Source organism: Mycolicibacterium moriokaense (assembly GCF_010726085.1).
In the GTDB taxonomy this organism is placed as follows: Bacteria; Actinomycetota; Actinomycetes; order Mycobacteriales; family Mycobacteriaceae; genus Mycobacterium; species Mycobacterium moriokaense.
The window spans coordinates 5786883-5813658 of the sequence record NZ_AP022560.1; the positions used below are offsets into that span (position 1 = coordinate 5786883).

The 26776-nt window shown below is 67.0% G+C and carries 28 protein-coding genes and 2 pseudogenes; 12 read left to right on the forward strand and 18 right to left on the reverse strand.

Annotated elements, in window-relative coordinates; genetic code table 11:
- Nucleotides 1-350: 350 nt before the first annotated feature.
- Entirely contained in the window at nucleotides 351-1409 is a 1059-nt protein-coding gene (locus G6N43_RS28165) for an alpha/beta hydrolase (protein ID WP_083150643.1), read from the reverse strand.
- 165 nt (nucleotides 1410-1574) lie between these two features.
- Nucleotides 1575-2267, reverse strand: a complete 693-nt coding sequence (locus tag G6N43_RS28170) for a demethylmenaquinone methyltransferase (protein ID WP_083150492.1) — start codon at nucleotides 2265-2267, stop codon at nucleotides 1575-1577.
- 69 nt (nucleotides 2268-2336) lie between these two features.
- Here G6N43_RS28170 and G6N43_RS28175 point away from each other — a divergent pair, with 69 nt between their 5' ends.
- The gene (locus tag G6N43_RS28175) at nucleotides 2337-3161 is read left to right on the forward strand and encodes an SDR family oxidoreductase (protein WP_083150644.1); all 825 of its coding nucleotides are present in this window, start codon (nucleotides 2337-2339) and stop codon (nucleotides 3159-3161) included.
- A gap of 80 nt (nucleotides 3162-3241) precedes the next feature.
- Here the strand turns inward: G6N43_RS28175 and G6N43_RS28180 are convergent, their stop codons facing one another.
- The gene (locus tag G6N43_RS28180) at nucleotides 3242-4369 is read right to left on the reverse strand and encodes a glycosyltransferase family 4 protein (RefSeq protein WP_083150493.1); all 1128 of its coding nucleotides are present in this window, start codon (nucleotides 4367-4369) and stop codon (nucleotides 3242-3244) included.
- Nucleotides 4370-4503: 134 nt separating this feature from the next.
- On the opposite strand from G6N43_RS28180, the gene G6N43_RS28185 reads away from it, so the two are divergent.
- Nucleotides 4504-5184: a DsbA family protein gene (locus tag G6N43_RS28185; RefSeq protein ID WP_083150494.1), complete on the forward strand. Its 681-nt coding sequence runs from the start codon at nucleotides 4504-4506 to the stop codon at nucleotides 5182-5184.
- Here G6N43_RS28185 and G6N43_RS28190 read toward each other — a convergent pair.
- The 4 genes from G6N43_RS28190 to G6N43_RS28205 form a co-directional block, all read right to left on the reverse strand.
- Entirely contained in the window at nucleotides 5181-5660 is a 480-nt protein-coding gene (locus G6N43_RS28190; RefSeq protein WP_083150495.1) for a DUF3592 domain-containing protein, read from the reverse strand. The genes G6N43_RS28185 and G6N43_RS28190 overlap by 4 nt on opposite strands.
- A 34-nt stretch (nucleotides 5661-5694) precedes the next feature.
- On the reverse strand, nucleotides 5695-7347 hold the full coding sequence (gene menD / locus G6N43_RS28195) for a 2-succinyl-5-enolpyruvyl-6-hydroxy-3-cyclohexene-1-carboxylic-acid synthase (RefSeq protein ID WP_083150645.1): 1653 nt from the start codon (nucleotides 7345-7347) through the stop codon (nucleotides 5695-5697).
- Nucleotides 7348-7349: 2 nt separating this feature from the next.
- Nucleotides 7350-8132, reverse strand: a complete 783-nt coding sequence (locus tag G6N43_RS28200) for an alpha/beta fold hydrolase (protein WP_083150496.1) — start codon at nucleotides 8130-8132, stop codon at nucleotides 7350-7352.
- 71 nt (nucleotides 8133-8203) lie between these two features.
- Nucleotides 8204-8704 carry a nitroreductase family deazaflavin-dependent oxidoreductase gene (locus tag G6N43_RS28205; RefSeq protein ID WP_083150497.1) on the reverse strand — a complete coding sequence of 167 codons (501 nt, stop codon included), beginning with the start codon at nucleotides 8702-8704 and terminating at the stop codon, nucleotides 8204-8206.
- Nucleotides 8705-8858: 154 nt separating this feature from the next.
- On the opposite strand from G6N43_RS28205, the gene G6N43_RS28210 reads away from it, so the two are divergent.
- Both G6N43_RS28210 and G6N43_RS28215 read left to right on the forward strand, forming a co-directional pair.
- A complete protein-coding gene (locus G6N43_RS28210) occupies nucleotides 8859-10037 on the forward strand; it encodes an FAD-binding domain (RefSeq protein ID WP_083150498.1) in 1179 nt (392 codons plus the stop codon).
- A gap of 9 nt (nucleotides 10038-10046) precedes the next feature.
- On the forward strand, nucleotides 10047-10493 hold the full coding sequence (locus G6N43_RS28215) for a MarR family winged helix-turn-helix transcriptional regulator (protein ID WP_083150499.1): 447 nt from the start codon (nucleotides 10047-10049) through the stop codon (nucleotides 10491-10493).
- Between the two features lie 44 nt (nucleotides 10494-10537).
- Here the strand turns inward: G6N43_RS28215 and G6N43_RS28220 are convergent, their stop codons facing one another.
- The 3 genes from G6N43_RS28220 to G6N43_RS28230 are packed head-to-tail and all read right to left on the reverse strand — an operon-like array spanning nucleotide 10538 to nucleotide 13281.
- Nucleotides 10538-11278: a DJ-1/PfpI family protein gene (locus G6N43_RS28220; protein WP_275989991.1), complete on the reverse strand. Its 741-nt coding sequence runs from the start codon at nucleotides 11276-11278 to the stop codon at nucleotides 10538-10540.
- Nucleotides 11279-11293: 15 nt separating this feature from the next.
- Nucleotides 11294-12286 carry a GlxA family transcriptional regulator gene (locus G6N43_RS28225; protein WP_110810340.1) on the reverse strand — a complete coding sequence of 331 codons (993 nt, stop codon included), beginning with the start codon at nucleotides 12284-12286 and terminating at the stop codon, nucleotides 11294-11296.
- A gap of 26 nt (nucleotides 12287-12312) precedes the next feature.
- Nucleotides 12313-13281, reverse strand: a complete 969-nt coding sequence (locus G6N43_RS28230; protein WP_083150501.1) for an o-succinylbenzoate synthase — start codon at nucleotides 13279-13281, stop codon at nucleotides 12313-12315.
- Between the two features lie 69 nt (nucleotides 13282-13350).
- Here G6N43_RS28230 and G6N43_RS28235 point away from each other — a divergent pair, with 69 nt between their 5' ends.
- Together G6N43_RS28235 and G6N43_RS28240 are read left to right on the forward strand one after the other, a co-directional pair.
- Entirely contained in the window at nucleotides 13351-13833 is a 483-nt protein-coding gene (locus G6N43_RS28235) for a TspO/MBR family protein (protein WP_083150502.1), read from the forward strand.
- Nucleotides 13834-13839: 6 nt separating this feature from the next.
- Entirely contained in the window at nucleotides 13840-14463 is a 624-nt protein-coding gene (locus G6N43_RS28240; protein WP_083150503.1) for an SOUL family heme-binding protein, read from the forward strand.
- On the opposite strand, the gene G6N43_RS28245 is transcribed toward G6N43_RS28240, so the two are convergent.
- Nucleotides 14460-16028, reverse strand: coding sequence for a long-chain-fatty-acid--CoA ligase (locus G6N43_RS28245; protein ID WP_083150504.1), 1569 nt, complete (start codon nucleotides 16026-16028; stop codon nucleotides 14460-14462). The two genes, G6N43_RS28240 and G6N43_RS28245, sit on opposite strands and share 4 nt — an antisense overlap.
- Before the next feature lie 30 nt (nucleotides 16029-16058).
- Complete coding sequence (locus tag G6N43_RS28250; RefSeq protein ID WP_083150505.1) at nucleotides 16059-17669, reverse strand: amidohydrolase; 1611 nt, start codon at nucleotides 17667-17669, stop codon at nucleotides 16059-16061.
- Nucleotides 17670-17813: 144 nt separating this feature from the next.
- Between G6N43_RS28250 and G6N43_RS28255 the strand changes: the two genes are divergently transcribed.
- The 3 genes and pseudogenes from G6N43_RS28255 to G6N43_RS28265 form a co-directional block, all read left to right on the forward strand.
- A complete protein-coding gene (locus tag G6N43_RS28255; RefSeq protein ID WP_083150506.1) occupies nucleotides 17814-18284 on the forward strand; it encodes a YciI family protein in 471 nt (156 codons plus the stop codon).
- A gap of 124 nt (nucleotides 18285-18408) precedes the next feature.
- Nucleotides 18409-20010: a fatty-acid--CoA ligase FadD8 gene (gene fadD8 / locus G6N43_RS28260; protein ID WP_083150507.1), complete on the forward strand. Its 1602-nt coding sequence runs from the start codon at nucleotides 18409-18411 to the stop codon at nucleotides 20008-20010.
- Nucleotides 20011-20097: 87 nt separating this feature from the next.
- A pseudogene (locus G6N43_RS28265) lies at nucleotides 20098-20407 on the forward strand (hypothetical protein); the annotation flags it as partial.
- A 45-nt stretch (nucleotides 20408-20452) separates the two neighbouring features.
- Here the strand turns inward: G6N43_RS28265 and G6N43_RS28270 are convergent.
- Both G6N43_RS28270 and G6N43_RS28275 read right to left on the reverse strand, forming a co-directional pair.
- Nucleotides 20453-21049, reverse strand: a complete 597-nt coding sequence (locus G6N43_RS28270) for a nucleoside/nucleotide kinase family protein (protein WP_083150508.1) — start codon at nucleotides 21047-21049, stop codon at nucleotides 20453-20455.
- Entirely contained in the window at nucleotides 21033-21242 is a 210-nt protein-coding gene (locus tag G6N43_RS28275; RefSeq protein ID WP_234810064.1) for a hypothetical protein, read from the reverse strand. The genes G6N43_RS28270 and G6N43_RS28275 overlap by 17 nt, the downstream gene beginning before the upstream one ends.
- Before the next feature lie 128 nt (nucleotides 21243-21370).
- On the opposite strand from G6N43_RS28275, the pseudogene G6N43_RS28280 reads away from it, so the two are divergent.
- Nucleotides 21371-22572 (forward strand): annotated as a pseudogene (locus tag G6N43_RS28280) (RNA polymerase sigma factor).
- Here the strand turns inward: G6N43_RS28280 and G6N43_RS28285 are convergent.
- From G6N43_RS28285 to G6N43_RS28300, 4 genes are read right to left on the reverse strand one after another with little or no spacing between them, the layout of a single operon-like run.
- Nucleotides 22569-23192 (reverse strand): SAM-dependent methyltransferase, encoded by a 624-nt coding sequence (locus tag G6N43_RS28285; protein WP_083150510.1) that lies wholly within the window; start codon nucleotides 23190-23192, stop codon nucleotides 22569-22571. The pseudogene G6N43_RS28280 and the gene G6N43_RS28285 sit on opposite strands and share 4 nt — an antisense overlap.
- Nucleotides 23192-23935, reverse strand: coding sequence for a PIG-L deacetylase family protein (locus G6N43_RS28290; protein WP_083150511.1), 744 nt, complete (start codon nucleotides 23933-23935; stop codon nucleotides 23192-23194). Before G6N43_RS28290 ends, G6N43_RS28285 begins: the two co-directional genes overlap by 1 nt.
- The gene (locus G6N43_RS28295) at nucleotides 23932-24867 is read right to left on the reverse strand and encodes an acyl-CoA dehydrogenase family protein (protein ID WP_083150512.1); all 936 of its coding nucleotides are present in this window, start codon (nucleotides 24865-24867) and stop codon (nucleotides 23932-23934) included. The genes G6N43_RS28290 and G6N43_RS28295 overlap by 4 nt, the downstream gene beginning before the upstream one ends.
- Nucleotides 24864-25574, reverse strand: coding sequence for a glycosyltransferase family 2 protein (locus G6N43_RS28300; protein ID WP_083150513.1), 711 nt, complete (start codon nucleotides 25572-25574; stop codon nucleotides 24864-24866). The genes G6N43_RS28295 and G6N43_RS28300 overlap by 4 nt, the downstream gene beginning before the upstream one ends.
- A gap of 44 nt (nucleotides 25575-25618) precedes the next feature.
- On the opposite strand from G6N43_RS28300, the gene G6N43_RS28305 reads away from it, so the two are divergent.
- Both G6N43_RS28305 and G6N43_RS28310 read left to right on the forward strand, forming a co-directional pair.
- Entirely contained in the window at nucleotides 25619-26311 is a 693-nt protein-coding gene (locus tag G6N43_RS28305) for an HAD family hydrolase (protein ID WP_083150514.1), read from the forward strand.
- Nucleotides 26308-26769 (forward strand): nitroreductase family deazaflavin-dependent oxidoreductase, encoded by a 462-nt coding sequence (locus G6N43_RS28310; RefSeq protein WP_083150515.1) that lies wholly within the window; start codon nucleotides 26308-26310, stop codon nucleotides 26767-26769. The genes G6N43_RS28305 and G6N43_RS28310 overlap by 4 nt, the downstream gene beginning before the upstream one ends.
- The last annotated feature ends 7 nt before the right edge of the window (nucleotides 26770-26776 follow it).

The window sequence follows — 26776 nt, forward strand, 5'->3', positions numbered from 1 at the left end:
GATTATTCTTGAGCGCACGGGCGTTCCACCAAGCATCGGCGGAAGGAATCCACGATGCAAAGACTGATAGTTCGATCGGCGGTCGCTGCAATAGCCATTGCTGCCGCTGCGTTGGGCTCGGTCACCGTTGCGAGCGCCGCCCCGAATGGTCCCTGTGAGGAAGTCACCTACGTCGGTGTGTGCGGGCCCGTCCGCGAGCAGCAGCAGAACCGCACCTCGCCCCAACAGAGCATGGACGACGTGGTTGTCCCTGGGCTTGGGAACAACCCCCTCACCCTGGGCTAACCAACGCGCTTAACTAGTTGATGGCCTGCACCAGGTGCGTGCGATCAACCACTTAGTGCCCGGCGCTAGCCGAGCGATTTCGCGAACCCGCTGACGTCGCGCATGGTGGCGTCGAAAACCTCTGGCATCACATGCCCTGTGATGAGGTCACCGCCATGGCAGGTGCCGGGAATCAGGCGCCCCACCGTCGGTACGCCCGCCTGCACGAGGCGGCGGTAGTACTGCAGTCCTTCGTCGCGCAGCGGATCCAGTTCGTTGACCGAAATGACGTGCGGCGGCATGCCCGCCAGGTCTTCATCCGTGGCGAGCCCGGCCCAGCAAGTGACGTCGTCGGAGTGGCTGTTGGTCGGGTCGTAGAGCGAGCCGAGCAGCGCCAGTTGCTGGCATGAGATGAAGTAGTCGTCGTTCTCGGTGAGCGAGGGCAGATCCTCACACTCCTCGAGCCAGCGGTTCGATATGTACGGGCACTGCGCGTAGAAGCCGGCGATCTCGTGCAGCCACCCTTCCCGTTTCGCCTTGTGCGACACGGTGAGTGTGAGGTTTCCGCCGCCGGATTCGCCGTTCACGATCAGGTGCGTGATGCCGAGTTCGGCGCGGTTGGCGGCGGTCCATCGAACACCGGCCGCGCAGTCGTTCAGACCCGCGGGGAACGGGTGCGGACCCAGCTTGCCCGCCGAATTGCGGAACTCGACGCCGACGACGACAACCCCTGTCGCGGCGAGGGATTCGCGCAGTCTGATGTAGGCCGTGTCGGCGGCGCTGCTGATCGCCATGCCGCCGCCGTGCAGATGCACCACCGCGGGCAGCGGACCGGTCGCGGCGTCCGGCCGGCTGATGTACAGCGTGATCTCGTTGCCGTCCACGCCGGTGATCGTGGTCGTCGTCGTGGTGACACCGGTGGTCTCTTCAGCGCGCGAGGCGAACAGGTCGAAGACCGCACCCATGCCCTCCTCGCTCATCGCGGCGAAGGCCAGTCGATCCTCGAGGGGTGAGTCGACGGAGAGCGGTATCGGCGGCTGTCTCCCGTCGAGCCCGAACTCCGCGAACGCCTTGACCATTCGTGGATCCGAGCGCGGATCGGTGCCGAGTGTCATGTCCGGGTCAGCGTGACGTCCGTAGGCCATTGCGCGACCGTACAACGGAGCCACGCCGCCCGGCCCGGATTTCGGTTACTCGACTGCCTCGAACGGTTCGCCGTCCAGCGCGACGGACGGCCTGCCGTCTCCTCATGGCCATAAGTTAATACTGATTCTCCGTCGCTACCGGCACTTGGCCTGCTGCGGAGTTGCTCAGTGTGACGGCTTGGTCGCGGCGTGCAGCGCCACGATCCCGCCGGTGAGGTTGCGCCACCGCACCGCCGACCAGCCGGCGTCGGCGATGTCGCGCGCGAGGTCCGGCTGGTCGGGCCAGGCGCGGATGGACTCGGCGAGATAGACGTAGGCGTCGGGGTTAGACGACACCGCGCGCGCCATTCGCGGCAGCGCCCGCATCAGGTACTCCTTGTAGAGCGTCGCGAACGCCCGGTTCGTCGGCGTCGAGAACTCGCACACCACCAGCCTGCCGCCGGGTTTCGTCACGCGCGCCATCTCCCGCAGCGCCGCCGAGTGGTCGACGATGTTGCGCAGCCCGAAGCTGATGGTCACGCCGTCGAATACCTCGTCGGCGAACGGCAGTTTGGTGCCGTCCGCGGCGACCTTCGGCACGTTGCGCGCGCGACCGGCGGCGAGCATGCCGACCGAGAAGTCCGCGGCCACGCACCACGCCCCCGAGGTCTGCAGCTCCACCGTCGAGACCGCGGTGCCCGCCGCGAGGTCGAGGACGGTATCGCCGGGCCCGATGCGCAGCGCCGAGCGCGTCGCGCGCCGCCAGAACCGGTCCTGACCGAGCGACAGCACGGTGTTGGTGAGGTCGTAGCGGCGTGCCACCGCGTCGAACATCGAGGCGACCTCGTGGGGGTCCTTGTCCAGCGTCGCGCGGCTCACAGCGCCGACGCTACCTGCCGAGTTGCTGTCAACGGGAATGCCCAGGGCCTTTCCGGGCATTCTGTGAACGTGACGGAAAAAGTTTGGTTCATCACCGGGACATCACGAGGCTTCGGCCGGGAGTGGGCCATCGCGGCCCTGGAGCGCGGAGACAAGGTGGCGGGCACGGCCCGCGACACTAAGTCGTTGGACGATCTCGTCGAGAAATACGGCGATGCGTTACTGCCCATTCAGCTGGACGTGACCGACCGCGAGGCGGACTTCGCCGCGGTGAAGCAAGCGCACGACCACTTCGGGCGGCTCGACATCGTCGTGAACAACGCCGGCTACGGCCACTTCGGCTTCATCGAGGAGTTGACCGAGCAGGAGGCGCGCGACCAGATCGAAACGAACATGTTCGGCGCGCTGTGGGTCACTCAGGCGGCGCTGCCGTATCTGCGGGCGCAGCGCAGCGGACACATAATTCAGGTGTCATCGATCGGCGGGATCACGGCGTTCCAGAACGTCGGCATCTATCACGCGTCGAAGTGGGCGCTCGAGGGGTTCTCGCAGGCGTTGGCACAGGAGGTCGAGCCGTTCGGGATCCACGTGACGCTGATCGAGCCGGGCGGGTTCGCGACCGACTGGGCGGGGTCGTCTTCTCGCCGTTCGACGCCGCTGCCGGATTACAATGAGGTGCACGAGGAAGCCGACCGGAAACGCAGTCAGCGGGTCTCGGCTCCGGGCGATCCGAAGGCGTCGGCGGCAGCGGTCCTCAAGATCGTCGACGCCGAAAAGCCGCCGCTGAGAGTCTTTTTCGGTGAGCTGCCGCTGCAGTTGGCCAAGGCCGATTACGAAAGCCGGCTGGCGACGTGGGAGGAATGGCAGCCGGTCGCCGTCCTGGCACAAGGCTAGGTTTCTCTTCCGCGAGCAGACGTGAACACCCCTCAAATTGGGTAATTCTGGGGGTGCTCGCGTCTGCTCGGCGTGAGGGGTCAGGCGGCTTTGCGGCGGCGCAGGCCGATGACGTCGTCGTAGTGACCGAGCAACTCGTTGCAGATCGCCGGCCACGTTCGACTAAGCACACTGCGACGGGCCGCGACCGAATAGCGCTGCCGTTCGGTGATCAAATGGTCGACGGCATCGGGCAGCCTGGCCTCGAATTCGCCGACGGGCAACAGCAGTCCGGTGCGGTACGGCGCGACGAGATCACGCGGCCCGCCGGCATCGGGGGCGATCACCGGCAGGCCCGACGCCATCGCTTCCTGGACCGCCTGGCAGAAGGTCTCGTGCTCGCCGGGATGGACGAACACGTCCATGCTGGCGTACGCGGCGGCCAACTCGCGGCCGTAGAGCGCTCCGGTGAAAACTGCTGAAGGCAGCAGATTTTCGAGTTCCGAACGGTCGACGCCGTCGCCAACCACGACCACTTGAAGGTCGTGACGTTCCGCCAGCACGGCCAGCCGCTCGACGTGCTTCTCAGGGGCGAGACGGCCGACGAAGCCGACGATCGGCCTACCCTCCGGCGACCACACCCGGCGCAGGCCGTCGTCGCGCGCCGATGGCGCGAACCCGGTGATGTCGACCCCGCGCGCCCACTTGTACACCCGCGGGATACGGTGCGCAGTCAGGTTTTCCATCGCCGCGGTCGACGGAGCCAATGTGCGATCGGCCCGACTGTGAAGATGCCGCGTCCACGCCCACGCAGCCCTGGCGGCGAAGCCGACGCCGTAACTCTCGGCGAAACCTGCGATGTCCGTTTGGTATACCGCGACCGTCGGCACACCGAGGTAACGCGCGGCGTGCAACCCACCCCACCCGAGCAGCGCGGGCGACGCCAGATGCACGACGTCCGGGTCGAAGCCACGCAGCACACTGACCATTCGAGGGCGAGGCACGCCGAGGGGCAGCGAATTGATCTTCGGGAACATCCGCGACGGCATCCGGTGCACACGAACGCCGTCGTGAACCTTGTCCGCCGGCGGTTCGCCACGCGGGGTGTCCGGCGCGATGACGAGGGTCTCGTGACCCGTGAGGCGCAGATGCTCGATCACCCGGAGCACCGAGTTGGTGACGCCGTTGACATTCGGGAGGAACGACTCTGCGACGATGGCGACCCGCACGCCCCAACAGTCCCATCGGCGGCTGTCGCCGAGGTTGCCTCCAGGGATATGTCCAGCGAACAGCTGGTGCCGATGAACGTCCGCCTCTGCCGTTCGATTTTCAAGTATCGTGCGCACAGAGAAAGGCGGTTGACATGCGGAGATCCCGGGCGGCATTGCTACTGGCCATCGCACTGGTGCTGGCCGTTGCGGGCTGCACCACGAAGGTCGCGGGCACGGCGACCCGGGATCCCGCGCAGCCTCCGCTGACGTTGAGCAAGGACGGCTACGGAATCGTGGCGGGCTTCGACGACGCGCCCACCCGCATCGAGATCTTCACCGAGCCGCAGTGTGGCCACTGCGCGGATCTGCAGAAGGATTTCGCTGACCAGTTCGCCTACTACATCGGCGTCGGCGCCCTGAAGATCACGTACCGCCCGTTGACGTTCCTCGACGACGCCCCCGGCGGCTACTCGGCGCATGTGAGCAATGCGCTGTTCCTCGCCGCCGACGGCGGGGCGGCGACCGGGACACAGTTCCAGCGCTTCGTCAAAGAGCTGTATGCCCACCAGCAACGGACCAAGGGTGGGGCCGGGCCCAGCGACGACGAGATCGCGGAGATGGCGAAGACCGCGGGCATGCCGGACGAGATCGTCGACCGTATCGCCGACGGTGGATCGGCAGTCGATGTGGCGGACATGGACACCAACAACTTCGAGTATCTCTACGAGATCGACAACCTAACGACCGGTACGCCAACGGTTTACGACCCGGAGAACGACGAGAAGCTCGATATCTACGACAACAACTGGCTGACGAAGCTGATGCAGACCTAGGTGCGGGTGCGGCGGCGCTCGAGGAACGCGAGCGCGCCCAGCGCCGCCCCGGCGATCAGCCAGCCGACGACGGCGATCGAACCGGCCGGGATGATCGCCAGCGACGCGTTGCGGTCCCGCACCCGCACGAGATCCGGGTTGTTCGTGTCGTATTCGACGTAGATCCGCATGCCCGTCTCCAGCTCGGACGGATAGAGCACACCCAGTTCGGGTCGGTAGGTCACGCGGTCGGGCGTGACGAACTCGATCGTCGAGCGCCGCGGTCCGGCGCTCAGTACCTCGGCGGCCGCGACGCCCATATGCCGCTCGATCTGCCGGTCGTTGCGCCATGCCCCGACCACCATGAGCACCGACTGCAGCGTCACCAGACACGCGACGAGCACGATCCCGATACGGATCCGCCGAATGATGCGCTGCGACCGGGTCTCGCCGGGGCGCGGCGTCAACCGCGGAATCAGCTTGCGCCCCAACGCCATAACTGCCGTCACAGCGCAATCTCGTTCGCTCGGCTCACAGGGCAGCCTTGATCGACGCATGCAACGCCCGCAGCGACGATCGGTCGGCCTTCACCTCCAACACCCGCATCCCCTCGAACGGTTCGTTCAACGCATCCACCAAAGCGTCGACCTCGATCTGCCTGCTGTCGACGTGGTACGCGCGGCACAGCGCGCCGACGTCCACATCGTGCGGTGTGCCGAAGATGCGCGACGAGACATCGGAGAAGCGCGGATCGCCCTGCTCGAGCAGTTCGAAGATGCCACCGCCGTTGTCGTTGGACACCACGATCGTCAGGTTGCGCGGCGTCGGCTCCGTCGGGCCGATCAACAACCCAGAGCTGTCGTGCACGAACGTCAGGTCGCCGATCAACGCGATGGTGCGGCGCGGTTCGCTTCCGTCCCCCGTCCGATCGTGGGCCAGCGCCGCGCCGATCGCCGTCGACACCGTCCCGTCGATCCCCGCGACGCCGCGGTTCGACCGCACCTTCAGCCCGTGCGTGTTCAGGCCGACCAGCGCAGCGTCTCGCACCGGGTTCGACGCGCCGAGCACCAGCTGATCCCCGGGGCGCACCGCATCGGCGACTGCGGCCGCGACGTGCAGCCCGGTCCTGAGCGGATGCGCCTCGAGCTGCGTCCGCACCGCTTCGACCGCATGCCTGTTGACCTCTGCGCAGCGCTTCAACCAGGCAGGATCGGGCTTGCCGGTGGTCACCGCACGGGTGCCGGTGGCCGCCGAGTTCCCCGACACGTCGGGCCAGCGCGGCCCCGTCGTCAGGGCGTAGACCGGGACCGCCGGATCGGCCAGCAGCGCCGACACCGGGCGGTGCAGCGTCGGGCGGCCGAGCATGATCACCTGCTTCGGGTGGACCAGCCGCAGCGCGAACGGATGCAGCGGATTCTCGGCGGGCGGGGCGGTCGGCTCGGCGACCGTCGGCAGCGCGGCCAGGTTCGGGTGCACACCGGCACCGTGCCCGGCGATGACGACGGTGTCGGGCGTCAGGTCGATGTCGAGCGGCTGATCGAAGGTGACGGGCGGGGTGTACGTCCACGGCTTGCCGCCGGGGCGCCCCTCCGGCGCGTAAGCCGTCGCCGGTTCTTCCACATCCGGCACCAGCGGTTCGCGTAGCGGGATGTCGAACTGCACCGGACCCGCGTTTGCCGACCGAGATCCTGTGGCGGCCACCAATACTCGGCACGTCGCCGAACGCCACTGCGCGTTCAACGCGTCGATTTGATCCGGCGCATCCTCGGCGAGCCCGAGGCTGATGTTGGCGCGCACCTGCGTGCCGAAGTACCCCAGTTGCTCGAAGGTCTGGTTGGCCCCGGTGCCGAGCAACTCGTAGGGCCGGTTGGCGCTCAGCACGATGAGCGGCACCCGCGCGTAGTTGGCCTCCACCACGGCGGGGCCGAGGTTGGCCACCGCGGTGCCCGACGTCATCGCCACACACACCGGCGCGCGCTCGGCGACCGCGAGACCGATCGCCAGGAACCCGGCGGTGCGCTCGTCGATGCGGACGTGCAGCCGCAGCCGGCCCGCCCGGTCGGCGTCCTGCAGCGCGAAGGCCAGCGGAGCGTTGCGCGAACCCGGGCACAGGACGACGTCCCGCACACCGCCGCGGATCAGTTCGTCGACAACCACGCGGGCCTGCGCAGTCGAGGGGTTCACCACTACAGACTATCGGCGAAGAATTTCAGCACCGCGGAGTTGACCTCCTGGGGCTTTTCGAGGAACCCGAGATGGCCGGTGTCGGGAATCTCCAGGTAGCGGCCATTCGGCAGGGCGTCGGCGACCTCACGGCCGAGGTGCGGCGGGAGCGCGAGGTCGTCGCTGAAACCGATGACGAGCACCGGAGTCTTAATACTTCGGTAAGCGGGCAGCCGGTTGGTGGCCGGCGCGACGTCCAGCTGGGCCCGCATGCCCGGGGTCGACTTGTTGGGCCACATGGTGAACATGTCGATCCAGTCGCGCACCGCATTGTCGTCGTTGAGGGTCTTCGGGGAGAAGCTCTCCAGGAGGCGGGTCTTTGCGTCGTAGGTGGCGGGCAGCTCGATACCGGAGTCGGCGAGCTCGCGTTCGGCCGAGCGGAAGAACTGGCGGACACGGTCCTCGCGGCCCCTGGTCGCCATCAACACCGCCGACCGGACCAGTTCCGGGTGGGCGAGCATCAGCTCCTGCGCGATGAACGAGCCCAGCGACACCGACACGATGCGCACCGGCGCGGCGTCGAGCTTCTCGATCAGCGCGGCGGTGTCGGCGACCATCTGCTCGATGCCGAAGTCGCTCGCATTCTCGGTGGCGCCGATTCCGCGGTTGTCGAAGGTGATGCATCGATAGCCGGCCCGTTGAAACTCGGGAACCTGATGCAGGTGCCAGGTGCGGCCGGCGCCGCCCCGCCCTGCGATGAACAGCACCGGCTCGCCATTGCCGCGGTCGTCGAACGCCAAATTCACGCCGACGACGCTACTGGACGCGATTTGTGTGCGCTCGGGAGCGGTGAGCGCTCGCGAATGCACACGAATCGCTACGAAACTTCGGTGAAGGCCACCACCGGGATCTGACGCCCCTGCGTGGTCTTCTGGTATCCGGCGTAATTCGGCATGTACTGGGTCGCCAGTGCGAACAGCCGGTCGCGTTCTTCGCCGACCATCTCCTCGGCGATGTACGCACCGCGGTAGCCGCGCGACGAGAGTGTGACGCGGGGATTCGCCTTGACGTTGTGATACCAGGCGGGGTGACGCGGGTCGCCGTAGTTCGAGGCGATGACGATGACGCGGCCGCCGTCGGTGAAGTACGTCAGCGGCGTGCTGCGCTGCTTACCCGTCTTCGCGCCGGTGTGAGTCAGCAGGACTTCCGGCAGGACCATCGACAACGACACGTGGCCGTTGGTCAACTTGATCAGCCCGCGGTCGAATCGCCAGCCGACTTTGCGCAGGAACGTCTTGGCGGGGCCGGTAGCCATGAAGCGTGCAGCGGCTTGGACGAAGCGTGACGGCGGATTGGGCGGATTCTCGGGGATTCCCACGTTTACGACCGTACTGGCATTGCGATTTCGGCGTGCTCGGTCTCGCTGAGCGTTACCCATCACGCCGAAATCACATCCAGATTGCACATTGTGCGTCTCGCACGAACTGGGTAGCGTGGGAATCGAACCCCTCAGCCAATGGAGGGAGACTCACATGAAGGTCGCCATCAGCGGCGCCGGCGTCGCCGGGCCTGCCTTCGCCCACTGGATGTTGCGCGCCGGACACGACGTGACGTTGATCGAGTCAGCGCCGCGCTTCCGCACCGGCGGCTACGTCATCGACTTCTGGGGACTCGGTTACCGCATCGCCCAGAAGATGGGTATCGAGAAGGAGATCCGCGAAGCGGGCTATCAGGTCAGGGAGCTCCGTTCCGTCAATGGGAAGGGCGACATCACGGCGCGCCTCGGCGTGGAACCCATCCGGCAGGTGACACAGGGTCGCTACACCAGCGTCGCTCGCGGCGATCTGGCGGCGGCAATCTATCGGACCGTCGAGACCGACATTGAAACGATGTACTCGGACAGCATCACAGCGATAGAAGGCAGAACCGACTGCCTGGCAGTGACATTCGAGAATTCCGCACCGCGCGTGTTCGACATGGTGGTCGGCGCCGACGGGTTGCATTCCACCGTCAGAAAGCTTGTCTTCGGACCAGACACGAGCTGCGAACACTATCTCGGCTGCCAGGTCGCCGCCTGCGTCATCGACGGCTATCGGCCACGCGACAAGCTCACCTACGTGACTCACAACCTGCCGGGACGGCAGATCGGTAGGTTCTCACTCAATGGCGACCGGACGCTGGTGTTGTTCATCTTCCGGTCCCCGACTCCCGAAATCCCCGACAGTCCGGAGTTGTGTAAGAAGCTGCTACGCAACCAATTCGGCGACGGCGAGTGGGAGTGCGCAACGATACTCGACGCGCTCGACAGCGTCGACGACCTGTACTTCGACGTCGTCAGCCAGATTCGACTCGAACGGTGGACATCGGGGCGCGTCGCACTCATCGGTGATGCCGCCGCGTGCGTGTCCCTGTTGGCAGGTGAGGGCACCGGCCTGGCGATGGTCGAGGCGTATGTGCTCGCCGGAGAACTCGCCCGCTCGAAGGGAAATATCAGCGAAGCCTGTGTCGCATACGACCACCTGCTGCACGGGTTCCTCGAGGAGAAGCAGAGGGGTGCAACGCGATTCATATCGTTCTTCGCCGCCAGGACCAATCTGGGCATCTGGTTACGCAACCAGGCGATGCGCGCATTCAACATCGGCCCGATTGGACGTCTGGTGACGTCACGCGCACTTCGTGATGACATCGAGCTTCCCGAATACAACCTGTAAGGGGTCCAGATGTCGATGAAACTCGATGCGCCCTTTCTGCTAGAGCTCGAGCGGGCGACGCGCGGACTGCTCGCTCTCAACGTGTCGGTCCTGGAGCGAATGGAGAAGCGAATCGGTCTCGCACCGCTTCGCGCCCTGCAGGCGCTAGACCGGCTCGGCCCCAGTCTGGTCACTGAGCTGGGCGCGGACTTGGGACTGCTGCCCTCCACCGCCAGCAGGCTCAGCGATCGGTTGGCCGACGCCGGCTACATCACCCGCAGTGTCTCGCCGACCAACCGGCGCGCAACCCTGCTCGAACTGACCGATGCCGGACGGGCGATCCTCGACGAGCTCACGGAATTGCGCGTCCAGGCTTTCGGCGAGGTCACCCGTCACATGAGCGAAGCGGACCGCACCGCGCTGATGCGAGGCACGCGTGCCTTCACCGAGGCGTACCGCCGGCTCGGACACGCCTAGCCCGCAGCGACTTCGGCGTGCTCAGTCTCGCTGAGCGTTACCCATCACGCCGAAATCGCATGGCGGTCACGCTTTTTACGGCCGCTGCGCACACGCTGGATCGCCGCGTCCCACATCAGCTGCACCGTCGGCACCAGCTGTCCCTCCTTGATGGTGTCGATCGTGAGCAGCGCCGACGCCGTCGCCTTGGTGGCGGCCGACGCCTTCGACATGTGGCCCGAATCGTAGGGCGGCTGGGGGTCGTATTCGATCACCAGTTGCACAGCCTTCGCCTTGGCGTCGCCACCGATCTGACCGAACAGCCAGAGCCCGAGGTCGATACCCGCCGAAACGCCCGCCGCGGTGACGATCTTGCCCTCGCGCACGATGCGCTCGTCGCCGACGGCCTCGACACCGAACGGCTTCAGCATCTGCAGGCACATCCAATGCGACGTGGCTCGGCGGCCCTCCAGCACGCCAGCGGCGGCGAGGATCATCGAGCCCGAGCACACCGACGTCGTCCAGGTGGACGTCTCATGGGCTGTACGCACCCACTCGAGCACCTTCTCGTCACGCGCATGCTCGAACGTGCCGGCCCCGCCGGGCACGAGAATGATGTCGGGCGAAGGCGTTTCGTCAAAGGAGTGCGTCGCGCCGATGAGCAGCACCCCTGAGTCGGCGGTGATCGGGCCCGGCTCGTGCCAGACGAACCGCACCTCGGCGCCGGGCAGATTGCGCAACACCTCGTAGGGGCCGATGAAGTCCAGCGCGGTGAACCCGGGGTACACCATGATCGCGATCTGCATTATCTTCTCCTTTGGTTACGCGAACGTCTTGCGGTACTGATCGGGCGAGATACCCAGTCGTCGAACGAAATTGCGGCGTAGCGTCTCAGCACTGCCGAATCCGCAGCGCGCCGCGATCACCGTCACGGTGTCGTCGGTCTCCTCCAACTGACGTCGAGCGGCCTCGGTGCGAATCCGCTCGACGTATGCGCCCGGCGCCTCCCCCACCTCGTCGGTGAACACCCGCGTGAAGTGCCGCGGGCTCATCGATGCCCGGCGGGCGAGTTCGGGAATGCTGTGCGCGCCACCGGGTTCCGCCTCGATGGCATCCTGCACGGCGCGGATCGGCGCCCGCTTGGCGCGCGGCATCCATACAGGGGCGGCGAACTGCGTCTGACCGCCCGGCCGCCGCAGATACATCACCATCCAGCGGGCCACCGTCTGCGCGACCTCGGTGCCGTAGTCGTCCTCGACCAGTGACAGCGCCAGGTCGATGCCTGCGGTGACGCCTGCCGCCGTCCACACCTTGTCGGAGCTGCGCACGAAGATCGGCTCGGGATCGACAGTGACTGAGGGAAATTCGCGCGCCATCCGGTCGGCGAACGCCCAGTGCGTGGTCGCGACGCAGCCGTCGATCAGCCCCGTCTGTGCGGCGAGGAACGCGCCGGTGCACACGCTGACGACGCGACGGGTCTGCTCGGCGACGATCTTGACCCAGCCGAGGGTGTCGGGATCCCGCCGCGCATCGTCGACGCCGACGCCGCCGGGCAGCACCAGGGTGTCGATCGGCTCGCGGGGGTCGGGCAACGGCTGGGCGACCAGTGCGAGACCGGTCAGCGTCGTCGCCGGTTCGCCGTCGCGGGTCACGACACTCACGGCATAGCCCTCATCGGACCGGCCCTGGCCGGCCAGACAGAGGGTGGCGCCGGTGAACACGTCGAACGGGCCGACCAGGTCGAGAGCCTGGACACCCGGAAATCCGAGGATCACCACTGAACGCACGTATTCAGTGTTGGCGACCACCGCCATGGCGTCTAGGCCATGGTTCCCACAAATTAGGACATCAGCGGACGGCAGGCCTTGATCCGGTCGATCCACCACTGGCGACGGTCCGGCGTGGCGGTCAGCGCGGCCACGCGCGCCGGGTCCGCGATCACCGGAGCGACGGACAGGTAGCCGTCGACGGGAGCCGCGGGTTCGACGACGTCGTCCACGAAGAGTCCGCCCGTGCCCAGGCCGCAGGCATACGGCAGGTCAGGCAGCGCGGCAGCGGCCAGCAGTCCGCGGCCGATACCCACCGCCGAGTCGAGCGCGCTGGACACCACGATCGGGATGTCGATCTGGTCGGCGATCTCGAGCATCCGCGTCACGCCACCCAACGGGGCAACCTTGAGAACAGCGACGTCGGCGGCGCCCTCGCGCACCACGCGCAGCGGGTCGTCGGCCTTGCGGATGCTCTCGTCGGCGGCGATGGGCACGTCAACACGGCGGCGCAGTTGGGCCAGCTCGGCCACCGTCGCGCACGGCTGCTCGATGTACTCGAGCGGGCCGTCGGCAGTCAACGCGCTGGCCGCCACGACCGCCTCGTCGACCGTCCAGCCGCCGTTGGCATCGACCCGCACGGAAGGCACCAGTGCGCGAACGGCGTTGACGCGCGCGACGTCGTCGGCCAGGCTCTGGCCGGGCTCGGCCACCTTGACCTTGGCGGTGCGCGCGCCGGGAAACCGGTTGAGCACCTCGGGCACTCGGTCCGCGGCTACGGCGGGCACGGTCGCATTGATGGGGATGCGATCGCGTCGGACGGCGGGTGCGGGCTCATACGCCGCTTCGACGGCCGAGGCCAGCCAGTGAGCGGCCTCGGGGGGCTCGTATTCGACGAATGCGCCGAACTCACCCCAGCCCGCCGGTCCCTCGATGAGTGCGACCTCGCGAACGGTGATGCCGCGGAACCGAACTCGCATGGGCAGCGCGACGACGTGCAGCCGGTCCACAAGGTCGTCCAGCGGCGGGGTCACGGTGCTCATAGTGCCAGGTTTGACCCCGCACAGAGCTGGGTAATGGTTCAGTTACTTAAATATCGTAGGAGGACCCTCATGCAATTGCGCACGCTCGCCCCGACCGCCCTGGCGGTGGCAACCACGGGATTTCTCGGTGGGCTGGCGAGTAGGCCGGCGCAGTCGGCGTGGTTCGCGAAGCTGAAGAAGCCGCCGTATCAGCCGCCGCGACTGGCCTTTCCGATCGTGTGGAATCTGCTCTATACGAATATCGCCGCCACCTCGGCGGCCACGCTGGATCAGCTCGAAGAACGTGGCCAGGATCGCGAACGACGTGCCTACATCGCCGCATTGGCGTCGAATCTGGTGCTCAACGGGAGCTGGTCATGGCTGTTCTTCACCCAGCGGCGGCTGGGCACTGCGGCGATCGCGGCGGGGGTGCTGGCAGTCAGCAGTGCGGACCTGACCAGGCGCTCGGTCGCAGTCCAGGGCGCCAAGGCCGCCCCGCTCGCCGCCTATCCCGCGTGGTGCGCGTTCGCCACCGTCCTGTCCACCCATATCTGGGCCCTGAACCGTCGCTGAGGAACCATGCAGATCATCAAGCTTCCTGAACAGATCGTCGAGTCGATGTTGTCGATCGTCGGCATCCGCATCGGCACCGAGGAACCGCACCACCTGCGCGAACCGCTGACCGACAACGTCGAACTCCGACGCTACGGCCCACGCATCGCGGCCGAGACCACCGTCGACGGTGACGAGGACCGCGCCCGCAACATCGGCTTTCGCCGATTGGCGAACTACATCTTCGGCGGCAACCATCACGACGAGACCATCTCGATGACGGCGCCCGTCGGGCAGCAGTCCGCCTCCGATGCGATCGCGATGACCGCACCCGTCGCACAATCGCGGACGTCGGACGACCAGTGGGTGATTCAGTTCTTCATGCCGTCGAAGTGGACGATGGACACCCTCCCCGACCCCGACGACGACAGGGTCCGGCTGACACCGGTGCCCGGCGAGACCGTCGCGGTGCTCCGATTCAGCGGTGACCGCAGCCCCAAAGCGGTGGCCGAACGCACGGAAGAACTGCGAAAGACCCTGCTGGACAAGGGCATCAAACCCGCAGGCGATGCGGTCGCGTGGTTCTACGACCCGCCGTGGACGTTGCCGTTCCTGCGGCGCAACGAGGTTGCGATCCCCGTCTCCCGCTAGACCGTCGCGCGGTCGCGCCCCTCCCAGTACTGCTTGCGCAGATCCTTCTTGAGGATCTTCCCGGTCGGGTTGCGCGGCAACTCGTCGCGAACCTCGACCGACTTCGGGCACTTGTAGGCGGCCAACCGCTCCCGCGCGAACGCGATGAGCTCCTCCTCGGTGGCCTCACCCTCAAGCTCCACAACGGCTTTGACGACCTCGCCCCACTTCTCGTCGGGGACACCGATGATCGCGACGTCGACGACCGCCGGATGCTCGGCCAGCACTCGCTCCACTTCGATCGAGTAGATGTTCTCGCCGCCGGAGATGATCATGTCCTTCAGTCGGTCCTCGACGAAGATGAAGCCCTCCTCGTCGATACGGCCGATGTCGCCGGTGCGGAACCAGCCGTCCTCGGTGATCGCCTCCGCCGTCGCCTCCGGCTTGTTGTGGTAGCCCTTCATCAACTGTGGTGTGCGGAACCACAATTCGCCTTGCTCGCCCTGCGGCACATCCTCGAGTGTGTCGGGATCCACCGCCCGCACCTCCGCGTTGGGTACCAGCGTGCCCGCACTGGTGAGCCGTTCCTCCTTACCCGGGTCGCGATGCACCTCGGGAAGCAGGTGGCTGATGACGCCGCACACTTCGGTCAGGCCGTACACCTGCATGAATTCGGTGTTCGGCCATGCCTCCAACGCGCGACGCAACAACGGCAAGGGCATCGGCGACGCGCCGTACGCGAAGGTCTTCAGTGCTCCGAACAGCTTGACGGCGTCCTCGCCGGAATCGAGCACCTTGGCCAGCACCGCGGGAACGAGGAAGGTTCTGTTGGCGCCCTTGAGGATTGCGCCGGCCAGCGACATGCCGTCAACCTCACGCGTCATGACGCTGGGGATTCCGTCGTGAATCCCGAACTGCACATAGGACGATCCGCCGACGTGGAACAGCGGCATCGACACCATGCTCTTGTCGCCGGGGTCGAAGTTGAATCCCTCGTGCGCGTTGATCGTGTGGGCGACGATGTTGGCCTGCGTCAGCTCCACCCCCTTGGGGCGGCCGGTGGTGCCCGACGAGTACATGATGATCGCAACATCGCCGGGGTCGACATCGGCGTCGCGGCCCACCGGAGTTGCGCCGGCCAGCAGGGCCTCGTACTCATCGCCGTCCTCGCCCTCCGGCGTGACCTCGATGATGTGCTCGATGTTCGTCACCTTGTCGCGGATCCTGTCGACATTGGACCGCAGTTCCTTACCGACGATCAGCAGCTTGGCGTCGGAGTCGTTGAGTACGTAGTCGAGTTCGTCGGCGGCCAGCCGGAAGTTGATGATCGCGTTGGCCGCGCCCAGCGAGGCGGCGGCGAGGGTGAGCTCTACGCAGGCGGGGTGGTTCTTGTCGAGGAACGCCACCACGTCGCCGCGCTTGATGCCGCGATCCTTCAGCGCTCCAGCAAGTCGGCGTACGCGGTCGTTCCACTCCGCCCATGTCCACGTTCGTTCGAGGTAGGTCAGCGCCTCGCCGTCGGGCGTGGCCTTGGCCCAGTGGGCGATGCGATCGTCGAGAAAGCGGGGATCAGCCAGGTCAGACATGCTCAGAAGCGTGCCATGTCCGCCGGTGCGTCAGTTGAGTTTCGGGTAAACCTGTCGGCCCGCCAGGTACGTGGCACGGACCTCGAGGTCGGCGATCGTTTCCGGCGGCACCGATCGGGGATCGGCCGACAACACCACCATGTCGGCGTACTTGCCTACCTCGAGCGAGCCGATCACGTCGTCGGAGTGCATCTGCCAGGCCGCGTCGATGGTCTGGGCGCGAATGGCCTGGTCGACGGTGATCCGCTGCTCGGGGCCGATCACCCGGCCGCTGGGCGCGGTGCGGGTGACGGCGACGCTGATGTTGCGCAGCGGCTCCTCGGGCGTGACCGGGGGGTCGTTGTGCAGCGAGATCCGCATCCCGGTGGCCACCGCCGAACCGCATGGCATCCAGCGGTTTCCGCGTTCGGATCCGAACAGGCCGTCGACGAGGATGTCGCCCCAGTAGTGGATCTGGTCGACGAAGATGCTGCAGGTGACGCCGAGATCGTGGGCGCGCTGCAACTGGTCGTCGCGGATGGCGCCGACGTGTTCGAGCCGCAGCCGGTGGTCGTCGCGGGGCCAGCGTCGCAGCGCGTCCTCGTAGACGTCGAGGATGGTGTCGGCCCCCGCATCGCCCTGGACGTGGCACGCCATCTGCCATCCCTTCGGGAAGTAGGCGCCGACGATCTCGGTCAGCTGTTCGCGGGTGTAGTTCGCGCAGCCGCACGAGCCCTTCGGAATGCCGATGCTGCGGGTGGCCTCGGTATCCAGGTACGGGAACGACAGGTCGATGTTGCCGATCCACGGCGAGCCGTCGACCCAGACCTTGATACCGGCCTGGCGAACCATGTCGTCGCCGTTGTCGGGCACCTCGTCGGTGGTCATCGCCGCGGTGGAAATCTCGTAGACGCGCAACCGCACCGTGAGGTCGTTGCGCATCTGATCGATCACCGTCCGGAACACCGGGTCGAATGCCATCTCCGAACACGTCGTCAACCCGGCACGGTTCAGTCGGGCGAGTTCGGCGTGCAGCATCTCGGGATAGTCGCTGGGCTGAATCGCCCCCTGCAGCAACGGGAACACCGCGCCGATCTCCTCGGCACTGCCGTCGAGTTCACCGTTAGCGTCGCGGCCGTACTTGGCGCCCTTCGGGTCCGGGGTGTCACGCGTCAGCCCGACCTTCACGGCCGCCGCGGAGTTGAAGTACGCCTTGTGCCCCGAGTTGTGCACGATGACGAGCGGATGGTTTGGAGCGACACCGTCGAGCCACGCGAGCGTCGGGTTGGGTAACCCGCGCTGCAACAACGCGTCCCACCCGTTGAGGTAGGCGCCGGCGGCCCCGCGCTTGGCGACCTCCGCCTCGATCGCGGCGACGACGTCGGCGGCGTTCGGCAGCGTGACGGGACGGATGTCGACCATCCGGTCCGACAGCACGATCGCCTCCATCAGCGGATGGCCGTGCGCCTCGACCATGCCGGGCATGACGCATCCATCGCCGAGGTCCACCGTCTCCGTCTGCGGCCCGATCCAGGCCTGGATGTCGGAGCGGTCGCCGACCGCGACGATGCGGCCGTCGGCCACGGCGATGGCTTCCACGGTTGGTTGGTTTTCGTTGACGGTGAGGACGGTCCCCTGAATGACCAGGTCAGCGACGGGCATGCGGACAATCGTCTCAGCCGTCGGCGAGATGCGATGAAAAAACTTCGCCGAGCGTGTCGATTTCTATGGGCTGCCATTCGACGTAGAGACGAGGGGCACCTAGAACAGGATGAACGAGCCCTTCCCGACTAGAAGGAGACACCAATGTCGCGCTACATGATGATCATGCGAGTGACCCCCGAGGGCGCGCAGGCCTTCGCCGAGGCCGATATCGACTTCAACGAGGTCATCGAGTCGATGGGCCGCTACAACGAGGAACTCATCAAGGCCGGCGTATTGCTCGCCGGCGAGGGCCTGACCGGTCCCGAGGAGGGTTTCGTCGTCGACTTCGACAACGACCCGCCGGTGGTCACCGACGGCCCGTACACCGAGGCGAAGGAACTGTTCAACGGGTTCTGGATCCTCGACGTGTCGTCGAAGGAAGAGGCCAAGCAGTGGGCGCAGAAGTGCCCGCTGGGTCCTGGCGTAAGGCTCGAGGTGCGCCGGGTGGCGGAGACCGACGAGTTCCCCGCCGACAACCCCTGGGTCCAGAAGGAGGTCCAGTGGAAGGCCGAGCTGGCGGAGAAGATCGCGGCGCAGGCCCGGGCGGACGCCGACAGGTTCGCCCGCCGCTGAGCCTGGGCCCACCGAATCTGAATCTCTGCAGAGAAATCTCGAGGTGGATGCCTGCAGAGGTACAGATTCGGCGTTTCCGGGGTACTCGGCCTACAAATCTGGAACACGTTCTAGTCTGGTCGTCATGACGGACGACCTGTTGCGCCATCCCCTGCACTCCGGCCACCTCACGGTGGGCGCGCTGAAGCGGAACAAGGACAAGCCGGTCCTGTTCCTCGGCGACACGACACTGACGGGTGGCCAGCTCGCCGAGCGCATCAGCCAGTACATTCAGGCCTTCGAGGCGCTGGGCGCCGGGTCGGGTGTCGCGACGGGTCTGCTGTCGCTCAACCGGCCCGAGGTGCTGATGATCCTCGGCGCGGGCCAGACGCAGGGTTACCGGCGCACGGCACTACACCCTCTCGGTTCGTTGGACGACCACGCGTACGTCCTCAACGACGCGGGGGTCACGTCGCTGATCATCGATCCGAACCCGATGTTCGTGGAGCGGGCGAAGGGTCTGCTGGAGAAGGTGCCGGGACTCAAGCAGGTGCTGACCATCGGACCGGTGCCCGACGACCTGGCGGATGTCGCCGTCGACCTGACCGCCGAGGCCGCGAAGTACACGCCCAAGCCGTTGGTGGCCGCCGACCTGCCGCCCGATCACATCGGCGGCATGGCCTACACCGGCGGGACGACCGGTAAGCCCAAGGGTGTGATCGGCACGGTGCAGTCGATCACCACCATGACGACGATTCAGCTCGCCGAGTGGGAATGGCCCGAGAATCCGAAGTTCCTGATGTGCACGCCGCTGTCGCATGCGGGGGCGGCGTTCTTCGTGCCGACGATCATCAAGGGCGGTCAGCTGTTCGTGCTGACGAAGTTCGATCCGGCCGAGGTGCTGCGGGTGATCGAGGAGCAGAAGATCACCGCCACCATGTTGGTGCCGTCGATGATCTACGCGCTGATGGACCATCCGGATTCGCACACCCGCGATCTGTCGTCGCTGGAGACGGTGTACTACGGCGCCTCGGCGATGAACCCGGTCCGGTTGAAGGAGGCGATCGACCGCTTCGGCCCGATCTTCGCGCAGTACTACGGCCAGTCCGAAGCGCCGATGGTGATCACCTACCTGTCGAAGAAGGATCACGACGAGAAGCGGTTGACGTCGTGCGGACGTCCGACGCTGTTCGCGCGGGTCGCGCTGCTCGACGCCGACGGAAACCAGGTGCCCCAAGGCGAAGTCGGTGAGATCTGCGTGTCGGGTCCGCTGGTGTCCGGCGGGTATTGGAACAAGCCGGAGGCGACGGCGGACACGTTCCGCGACGGTTGGATGCACACCGGCGACCTGGCCCGCGAGGACGAGGACGGGTTCTACTACATCGTCGACCGGACCAAGGACATGATTGTCACCGGCGGGTTCAACGTGTTTCCCCGTGAGGTGGAAGACGTTGTCGCAGAGCATCCTTCGGTCGCCCAGGTGTGCGTGATCGGCACGCCCGACGAGAAGTGGGGCGAGGCGGTGACGGCCGTGGTCGTGTTGCGGCCCGACGCCGACCGGTCCGAGGAGGCCGTCGCGGCGATGACCGCCGAGATCCAGGCCGCCGTCAAGGAGCGCAAGGGATCGGTGCAGTCGCCGAAGCAGGTGATCGTCGTCGACTCGGTGCCGGTGACCGCCCTCGGTAAGCCCGACAAGAAGGCGGTGCGGGCGCAGTTCTGGGAGGGCGCCGACCGCGCCGTCGGCTGAGCGCTTGTCCGTTGACTCTGCGTCCAGGCCGCTGGTTGCTCGACTTTTTCAGCCCTCACCGCAGAGTCAATGGCACATTGGGGATCGATGACCGACAGCTGGGTGCGGGGTGACTACTTCGGCCTGGACATGCCAGCCCTGCGCAGCGGCGGCCCGCAATTCCTCACCGACGCGTTCCGCGCCAGCGGCGCATTGGCGTCCGATTGCGCCGTCACCGCGGCGGCAGCACTGGCCGCAAGGCGCACTGTCGGTCGCCTACGACGGCGCCGACCTACCGACTGAGCTGTTCGCGAAGTTCTCCCGCGACTTCGACGATCCCCGTCGCGACAACGGTCGCACCCAGATGGAGTTCGAAGTCCGCTTCGCGTTGCTGTCCCAGACACCGAGGTTTCCGATCACCAACTTCCTGAACCTCTGGGAGACAAACGATTTCGTCGGTGTGCTAGACGACTAGGTCGGCCTTGTGCCGAACCCGCTCGATCCGCTCGGCATTCCGCTCGTCGACGTCATGCACCCAGGCCTCAGCCTGCTCGGGTGACTTGCCGAACTCCACATGACGAGCGACGAGCCGACGCCGCCGCTCTTCCGCCGGACACGAGACGAACCACACTTCGTCCAGCACGCCTCGCACCTGCGGCCACGGCTCGTCGTCGTCGAGCAGGTAGTTGCCCTCGGTGACGACGAGGCGCGCGTCCGGTCCGATGGGGATGCTGCCCGCGACGGGCTGTTCGATGTCGCGGTCGAACGCCGGGGCGTAGACGACCTCGCTGTGCTGCCTCCTAATGCGTTGCAGCAGTGCCAGATACCCGTAACCGTCGAATGTGTCGATGGCACCCTTGCGGTCGAGCCGCCCCAACCGTCGCAGCTCCACATCGGCGAGATGAAACCCGTCCATGGGGACTTGCACGGCGCCCTCGACCGTCGACACGATCTGCGTCCCCAGCGCCGTCTTCCCTGCGCCGGGCGGCCCAGTGATGCCGAGGAGGACGCGGGGCTGCCTGGCGAGCAGAGCCTCCAGTCGACTAGTCCAGGAGTTCATCGATCTCGGCGGCGAGCCGAGCGATGCGCTCTTCTTCGCTGGGGATCACTTGGTTGTCCTCGGCGGCCCGCTGCCATCCGAGCCGCCACATCCGCGCCACGGTGCGGTCGCCGATGCCCGCGTACGGGTTCGCGATCGTCTTGGGGTAGGCCCTGTGGCCTTCCCAGTACGCCGTCACGAACCGGTGGGTCATCACCTTCAACTGTCTGCGCGAACAGTCACAAAGAGCGCCATTTCCGCGGCGTGTCGGGGACTTTTGCGTCTGCTCGGCACAATGAGGAGGTGCCGGGTATCCAGCAGACCGTCGACGCGGTCTGGCGGATGGAGGCCGCCAGGATCGTCGCGACACTGACGCGGGCGGTCGGCGACGTCGGCCTCGCCGAGGATCTGGCGCAGGAGGCGCTCGTCGACGCCCTGACTCAGTGGCCCGCGAGCGGGGTGCCCCGCAACGCCGGCGCCTGGCTGACCACCGTGGCAAACGCAAGGCCATCGACCACTGGCGCCGCCAGGAGAACCTCGACACGAAGTACGCGGTGCTGGCCCATGAACTCGAGACGCAGGTCGACGAACCGTGGGATCCCGACCGCATCGACGACGACGTGCTGCGGCTGATCTTCATCTCCGCGCATCCGGTGCTGTCGCGGGAGGGACAGATCGCGCTGACGCTGCGCGTGGTCGGCGGCCTGACCACCGAGGAGATCGCACGCGCGTTCCTGACGTCGAAATCGACGATCGCCGCGCGCATCACCCGCGCCAAGAAGACACTGTCGGATGCCAACGTGCCCTTCGAGGTACCGGACCGCTCGGAATACCCTCAGCGGTTGTCGGCCGTACTGTCGGTTATCTATCTGGTCTACAACGAAGGGTATTCGGCGTCGTTCGGCCGGCGCTGGATCCGCGACGAACTGTGCAGCGAGGCACTGCGATTGGGCCGGGTGCTCGCGGCATTGGTACCCGATGAACCGGAGGTGCACGGCCTCGTCTCGCTCATGGAGTTTCAGTCGTCGCGGTTCGCCGCGCGCACCGACAGCCAGGGCAACCCGATCCTGCTCGAGGATCAGAACCGCGCCAAGTGGGACCGGGCGCAGATCCAGCGTGGGGTGGCCGCACTGGAACGGGCCGCGGAGGCGTTGCAGCGCAAGGGTGTTGGCTGGGGTCAGTATGCGCTGCAGGCAGCGATCGCCGAATGTCATGCCACCGCTCCCACCGCCGCCGACACCGACTGGAAGCGCATCGTGATGCTGTACGACGGGCTGACGCGGATCACGCCATCGCCCGTCGTGCAGCTCAACCGGGCGGTGGCGGTCGCGATGTCCGACGGGCCCGCGGTCGCGTTGGACATCGTCGACGGCCTGACGGGCCTCGACGACTCCTACCTGCTGCCGAGCGTGCGCGGCGAACTACTGGCACGGCTGGGCCGTCACGCCGAGGCCGCCGACGAGTTCGATCGCGCCGCGAAGCTGACCGACAACGAGCGCGAGCGAGACGTGTTGGCGGACAAGGCGGCCCGGGCCCGGGCCTAAGCCCCCGGCAAACCCGTTCGCGCGGCGACGGACATCGACGACTTGGTGTCGAACACCTCGATGATCACATCGGCGTCGCGGTAACCGCCAAGGTGGTGCAGTCCCGTGGTCGCGGCGATGACGTCAGTCGCATAGGCGCCGGTCATCGGATACTCGGCGACCGGATGACGCCAGTGCGCGCTGATGACAGTGGTCCCCGGCTTCAGCAGCGGTATCTCGCGGTCGAGGGTGTCGCGCAACACTTCGGGATGCAGGTAGTAGCAGAGTTCTGAAAGCACGACCAGGTCGAATCCCGCCTGCGGCCACGGCTCGTCGACCGATCTGCGCAGCAGCGTCACATTGGGGCGCCGCCCCGCCTCCACCAGACGCCGATGCGTCGCGTCAAGCGCCGCGCTCGCGATGTCGGTGCTCGTGACGTGGTCACACCTAGCGGTGAGCTGTTCGGTGAGGACGCCGATCGAGCAGCCGGGTTCGAATGCATGGCGGTACCGTCTATAGGGCAACAGCGCCAACGTGATCGCGTACTTGCGCTGTTCGTACCACCTGTCACCGAGCTGCCACGGATCCTCCGACTCGGCGTACATCCGGTCGAAGTATCCCGTCGAGAGCCGGGTAGGCATCAGAACACCACCTCCGGGACGTCGAGCAGTCGCCGCACCACGAACGGCGGCAGCAGCGGCGGCGAGTCAATGGACTGAAGTTGCGAGCGGTAACAGCGCGTGGCCGCCGTCTTGCGGTCGAGCGCATGCGCAGTGACCGGCGCGATACGGAGCCGGTCCCACGGCACAACGGGATCACCCGGTGTCGCCCAGTGCCACATCCAGATCGGGTACTCGACGAACACCGCACCGCAGCGTTGTGCGGCCGTCGCCGCCGCGCGACCGACCGCTTCATGATCGGGATGTCCGTCACCACGCCACGTCGCGGCGATCCACACGGGCCGCCCCTCCAAGAGTGACGTGAGGCGTTCCGCGAGCCACTCCTCGTGGTCGCTCAACTCCCCGTCCGGAAGCCCAAGGCAGATGGGCGCCGGTACCCGTAGCGTCCTTGCGGCGGTGTGCAGTTCGGCGCACCGGATGCGTTCCAGGCGGCGACGCTCCAGATGCGGATGCGAGGCACCACCGTCGCTCGCCGCCACCACCTGCACCCGCACGCCGCGGGCTGCCAGCGTCGCGAGCGTGCCGCCGAATCCGAGCGTCTCGTCGTCGGGATGCGCTGCCACCACGACGATTTCGCGGCAGTTCGACACATCCCACGCCGGCGCCTGTACGAGCGCATCGAGCCAGTCCTGCGTCGGGGTGCCGTCCACGGTCAACGGCCGGGCGACGAACCGCGCCCCATTTCCCATCTGCGCCAGCGTCATCGCGCGGCTCCCGCCAGTAACCCCAGCCGTTCGAGGTCGCGCTCCGCGTGGCTCTGGCGCACGTACATCGTGAGGTCGGCGACCCGCTTCGCGTGCTGGGCGTCGCGGCACAGTGGCGCGGGCCCGAGGGCCCGCCCGGTCCGGGCGATGGCCTCCTCGACCGCGGTCTCGATGACGGCCCTGGTGCGTCGTGCCATCAACTCGGCCATTCCCTTGCGATTCAACGGATCCTCGTCGACCGCGCACGCCGCCACGGAGAGCATCGCCTCGCCGGCGGCCAGTGCGGCGTCCACCGCGCCGAGATGCGCCAACGTATGCGGGTCGACGGACTTCTTGGCAGCACGGGCATACAGCGGCTCCGCCACGGCGCGCGCGCCACCCAGCCAGCATGCCGCGACGCCGATCGCGCCGTGCCAGAAGCCCGGCCGGGACAGGTACTCCCCCGGCGCGCCTACGGGTGTGGCGGGAACGTTACTGAATTGCACGGCGCGAGTATCTGATTCGGCCATTCCGGCGTTGTGCCACTCACTCGGCAGAGGTTGCACTCCCGGATGTCCGAGATCGACGGCGAACAGGCCGCGCTCATCGGACTCCAGGTGTGCCGTCACGAGCGCGTGCGTGCACAGGCCCGCGCCCGAGCACCACGCCTTGGTGCCGTCGAGAATCGTGCTCCCACCGTCGCGGTGCGCGGTCAGCACCGCATCCGGCGACTCGGCCGCCCAGACTCCCCACAGGCGACCGGATTCGGATGCACCGAGTTCGGCCATGATCGCAATCGCATCGGCGTGCGCCTCAGCCAACCGGGCGGCGACGATGTCGATCCTGGCGAGCGCGGCGAGACGGCGCCACCGTCGCGCGGTGTCACCGCCGCCGGGAAGCGGTAGATCCAGCGCGCCCGCCTCGATCCATCGGTCGAGCATCACGGCCGTCATGTCTCGAGCGCCTCGCGTGTGCGCGGCGCCTGCACCAAACCGCGGAGATGGGCGGCGAATCCGTTGGGTGCGCGTCCGACTTGGCGTGCCGACGTCGCCACCGTCAACCTGGCATCTCGATGGATGTTCAGGTGCGCCGATTCGAACCGTCGGACGAGGTCGACGTCCTCGCCGGTGGACAGCGGGCGGAAACCGCCGACACCCCAGTACGCGTCGGCCCGGAAGCCCATGTTGGCGCCGTGGACGTGATCGTGGCCGGGACCCGTCGAGTGGTAGGCGGCGAGGTACCGGCGAGCCACCTCGACCGGCAGCCGCCACATCGGGATCCGCACCGTGCCGAGCACCATGTCGGCGTCGGCGGCCATCATCCGTGACAGCCACTGGCGTCCCACGACGGTGTCGGCGTCGGTGGTGGCGAACCACGTCCGCGCCGGCTCGACGTCGCGGCACGCCGACCGCGCGTACTCGAACCCGACGGCACGGGCGGCCCCGACGTTGCCCGCATCCGTCGCGATGAAATGCGCACCCGGGCCGAACCGCTCGGCGAGACCGTCACTGCCGTCGTCGCAGGCGTCCAGGACGACGACGATCAGAACCGGCAGTGGCGTATCCATCGCCATAGCGAGCAGCGCCGTCAGGCACCGCGGCAAACGCTCCACTTCGTTGTGCGCAGGCACCACCACCACTGCCTGCTCGAACTCCGTCACGGGTAGTTAATTAGCCGGTTTCGTGAATCTTCACACCTGGCAGCATGGGGCGGGTGAACGTTCACGCCGTTCTGTTCGACTACTCGGGCACACTGTTCCGCCTGGAGGAGGACGACAGCTGGTTCCACGGCATCGAGGTCGACGAACGTCAGATCGACGGCCACGTGCAGGCCGAGCTGATGCGCAGGATGACGGCACCGACCGGTCAGCACGTCGCGATGACGGACAAGGCGCTGCACGCCTGGGAGAACCGTGACCTCGAACCGCACCTGCATCGCGAGGCCTACCTGCACGTTCTGCGCGAATCCGGGGTGGCCCACCACCATGCGGAGTCGCTGTACCGCCTGATGACCGATCCGCTGAACTGGACGCCGTACCCCGACACCGCCGACGTCCTGGCGGGCCTGCACCGGCAGGGCATCAAGACGGCGGTCGTCTCCAATATCGCGTTCGACGTGCGGCCGGCGTTCGAATCGCTGGGCGCGGCCGAGTTCGTCGACGAGTTCGTGCTGTCCTTCGAAGTCGGCGCCATCAAGCCGGATGCAGCGATCTTCGAGACGGCGCTGGGCCGGCTCGGAGTGGATCCCGCGCACGCGGTGATGGTCGGCGACAGCGACGAGGCCGACGGCGGCGCGCGTGCCATAGGCTGCGGTTTCGTGCTCGTCGATCCGCTTCCGACGGCGCAGCGTCGCGACGGGTTGCGCAGCGCGCTGCGCGAGTGTGGGGTGTCCGTATGAGTGGGCTCGAGCCGATTCGTCCGCCGCGGTGGCTCAAGTACGCGAACAAGGTTTTCGCGGTGCTGCTGCGGCTCGGGGTGCCAGTCTCGCGGCACGAGTCGCCGGTCGTGCTGACGGCGCCCGGCCGCAAGACGGGCAAGCCGCGCTCGACGCCCGTCACGCCGATGACCGTCGACGGCAAACGCTTTGTGGTCAACGGCTTTCCCGGCGCGGAGTGGGTGCGCAACGTGCGCGCCGCCGACCGGGTGACGATCACCGAGGGCAGGCGCACAGAGACGGTGCAGATGGTCGAACTGAGCGCCGAGGAGGCCCGCCCCGTCCTGCGGCGGTTCCCGGAGCTGGTGTCGACCGGCGTCGACATCATGAAACGCGCAGGCGTCCTGACGACGGGCACCCCCGAGGAACTCGAGGGGCTGGCCGGCCGACTGCCCGTGTTTCGCATCGATCCCGTCGCGTAGCGTTTCG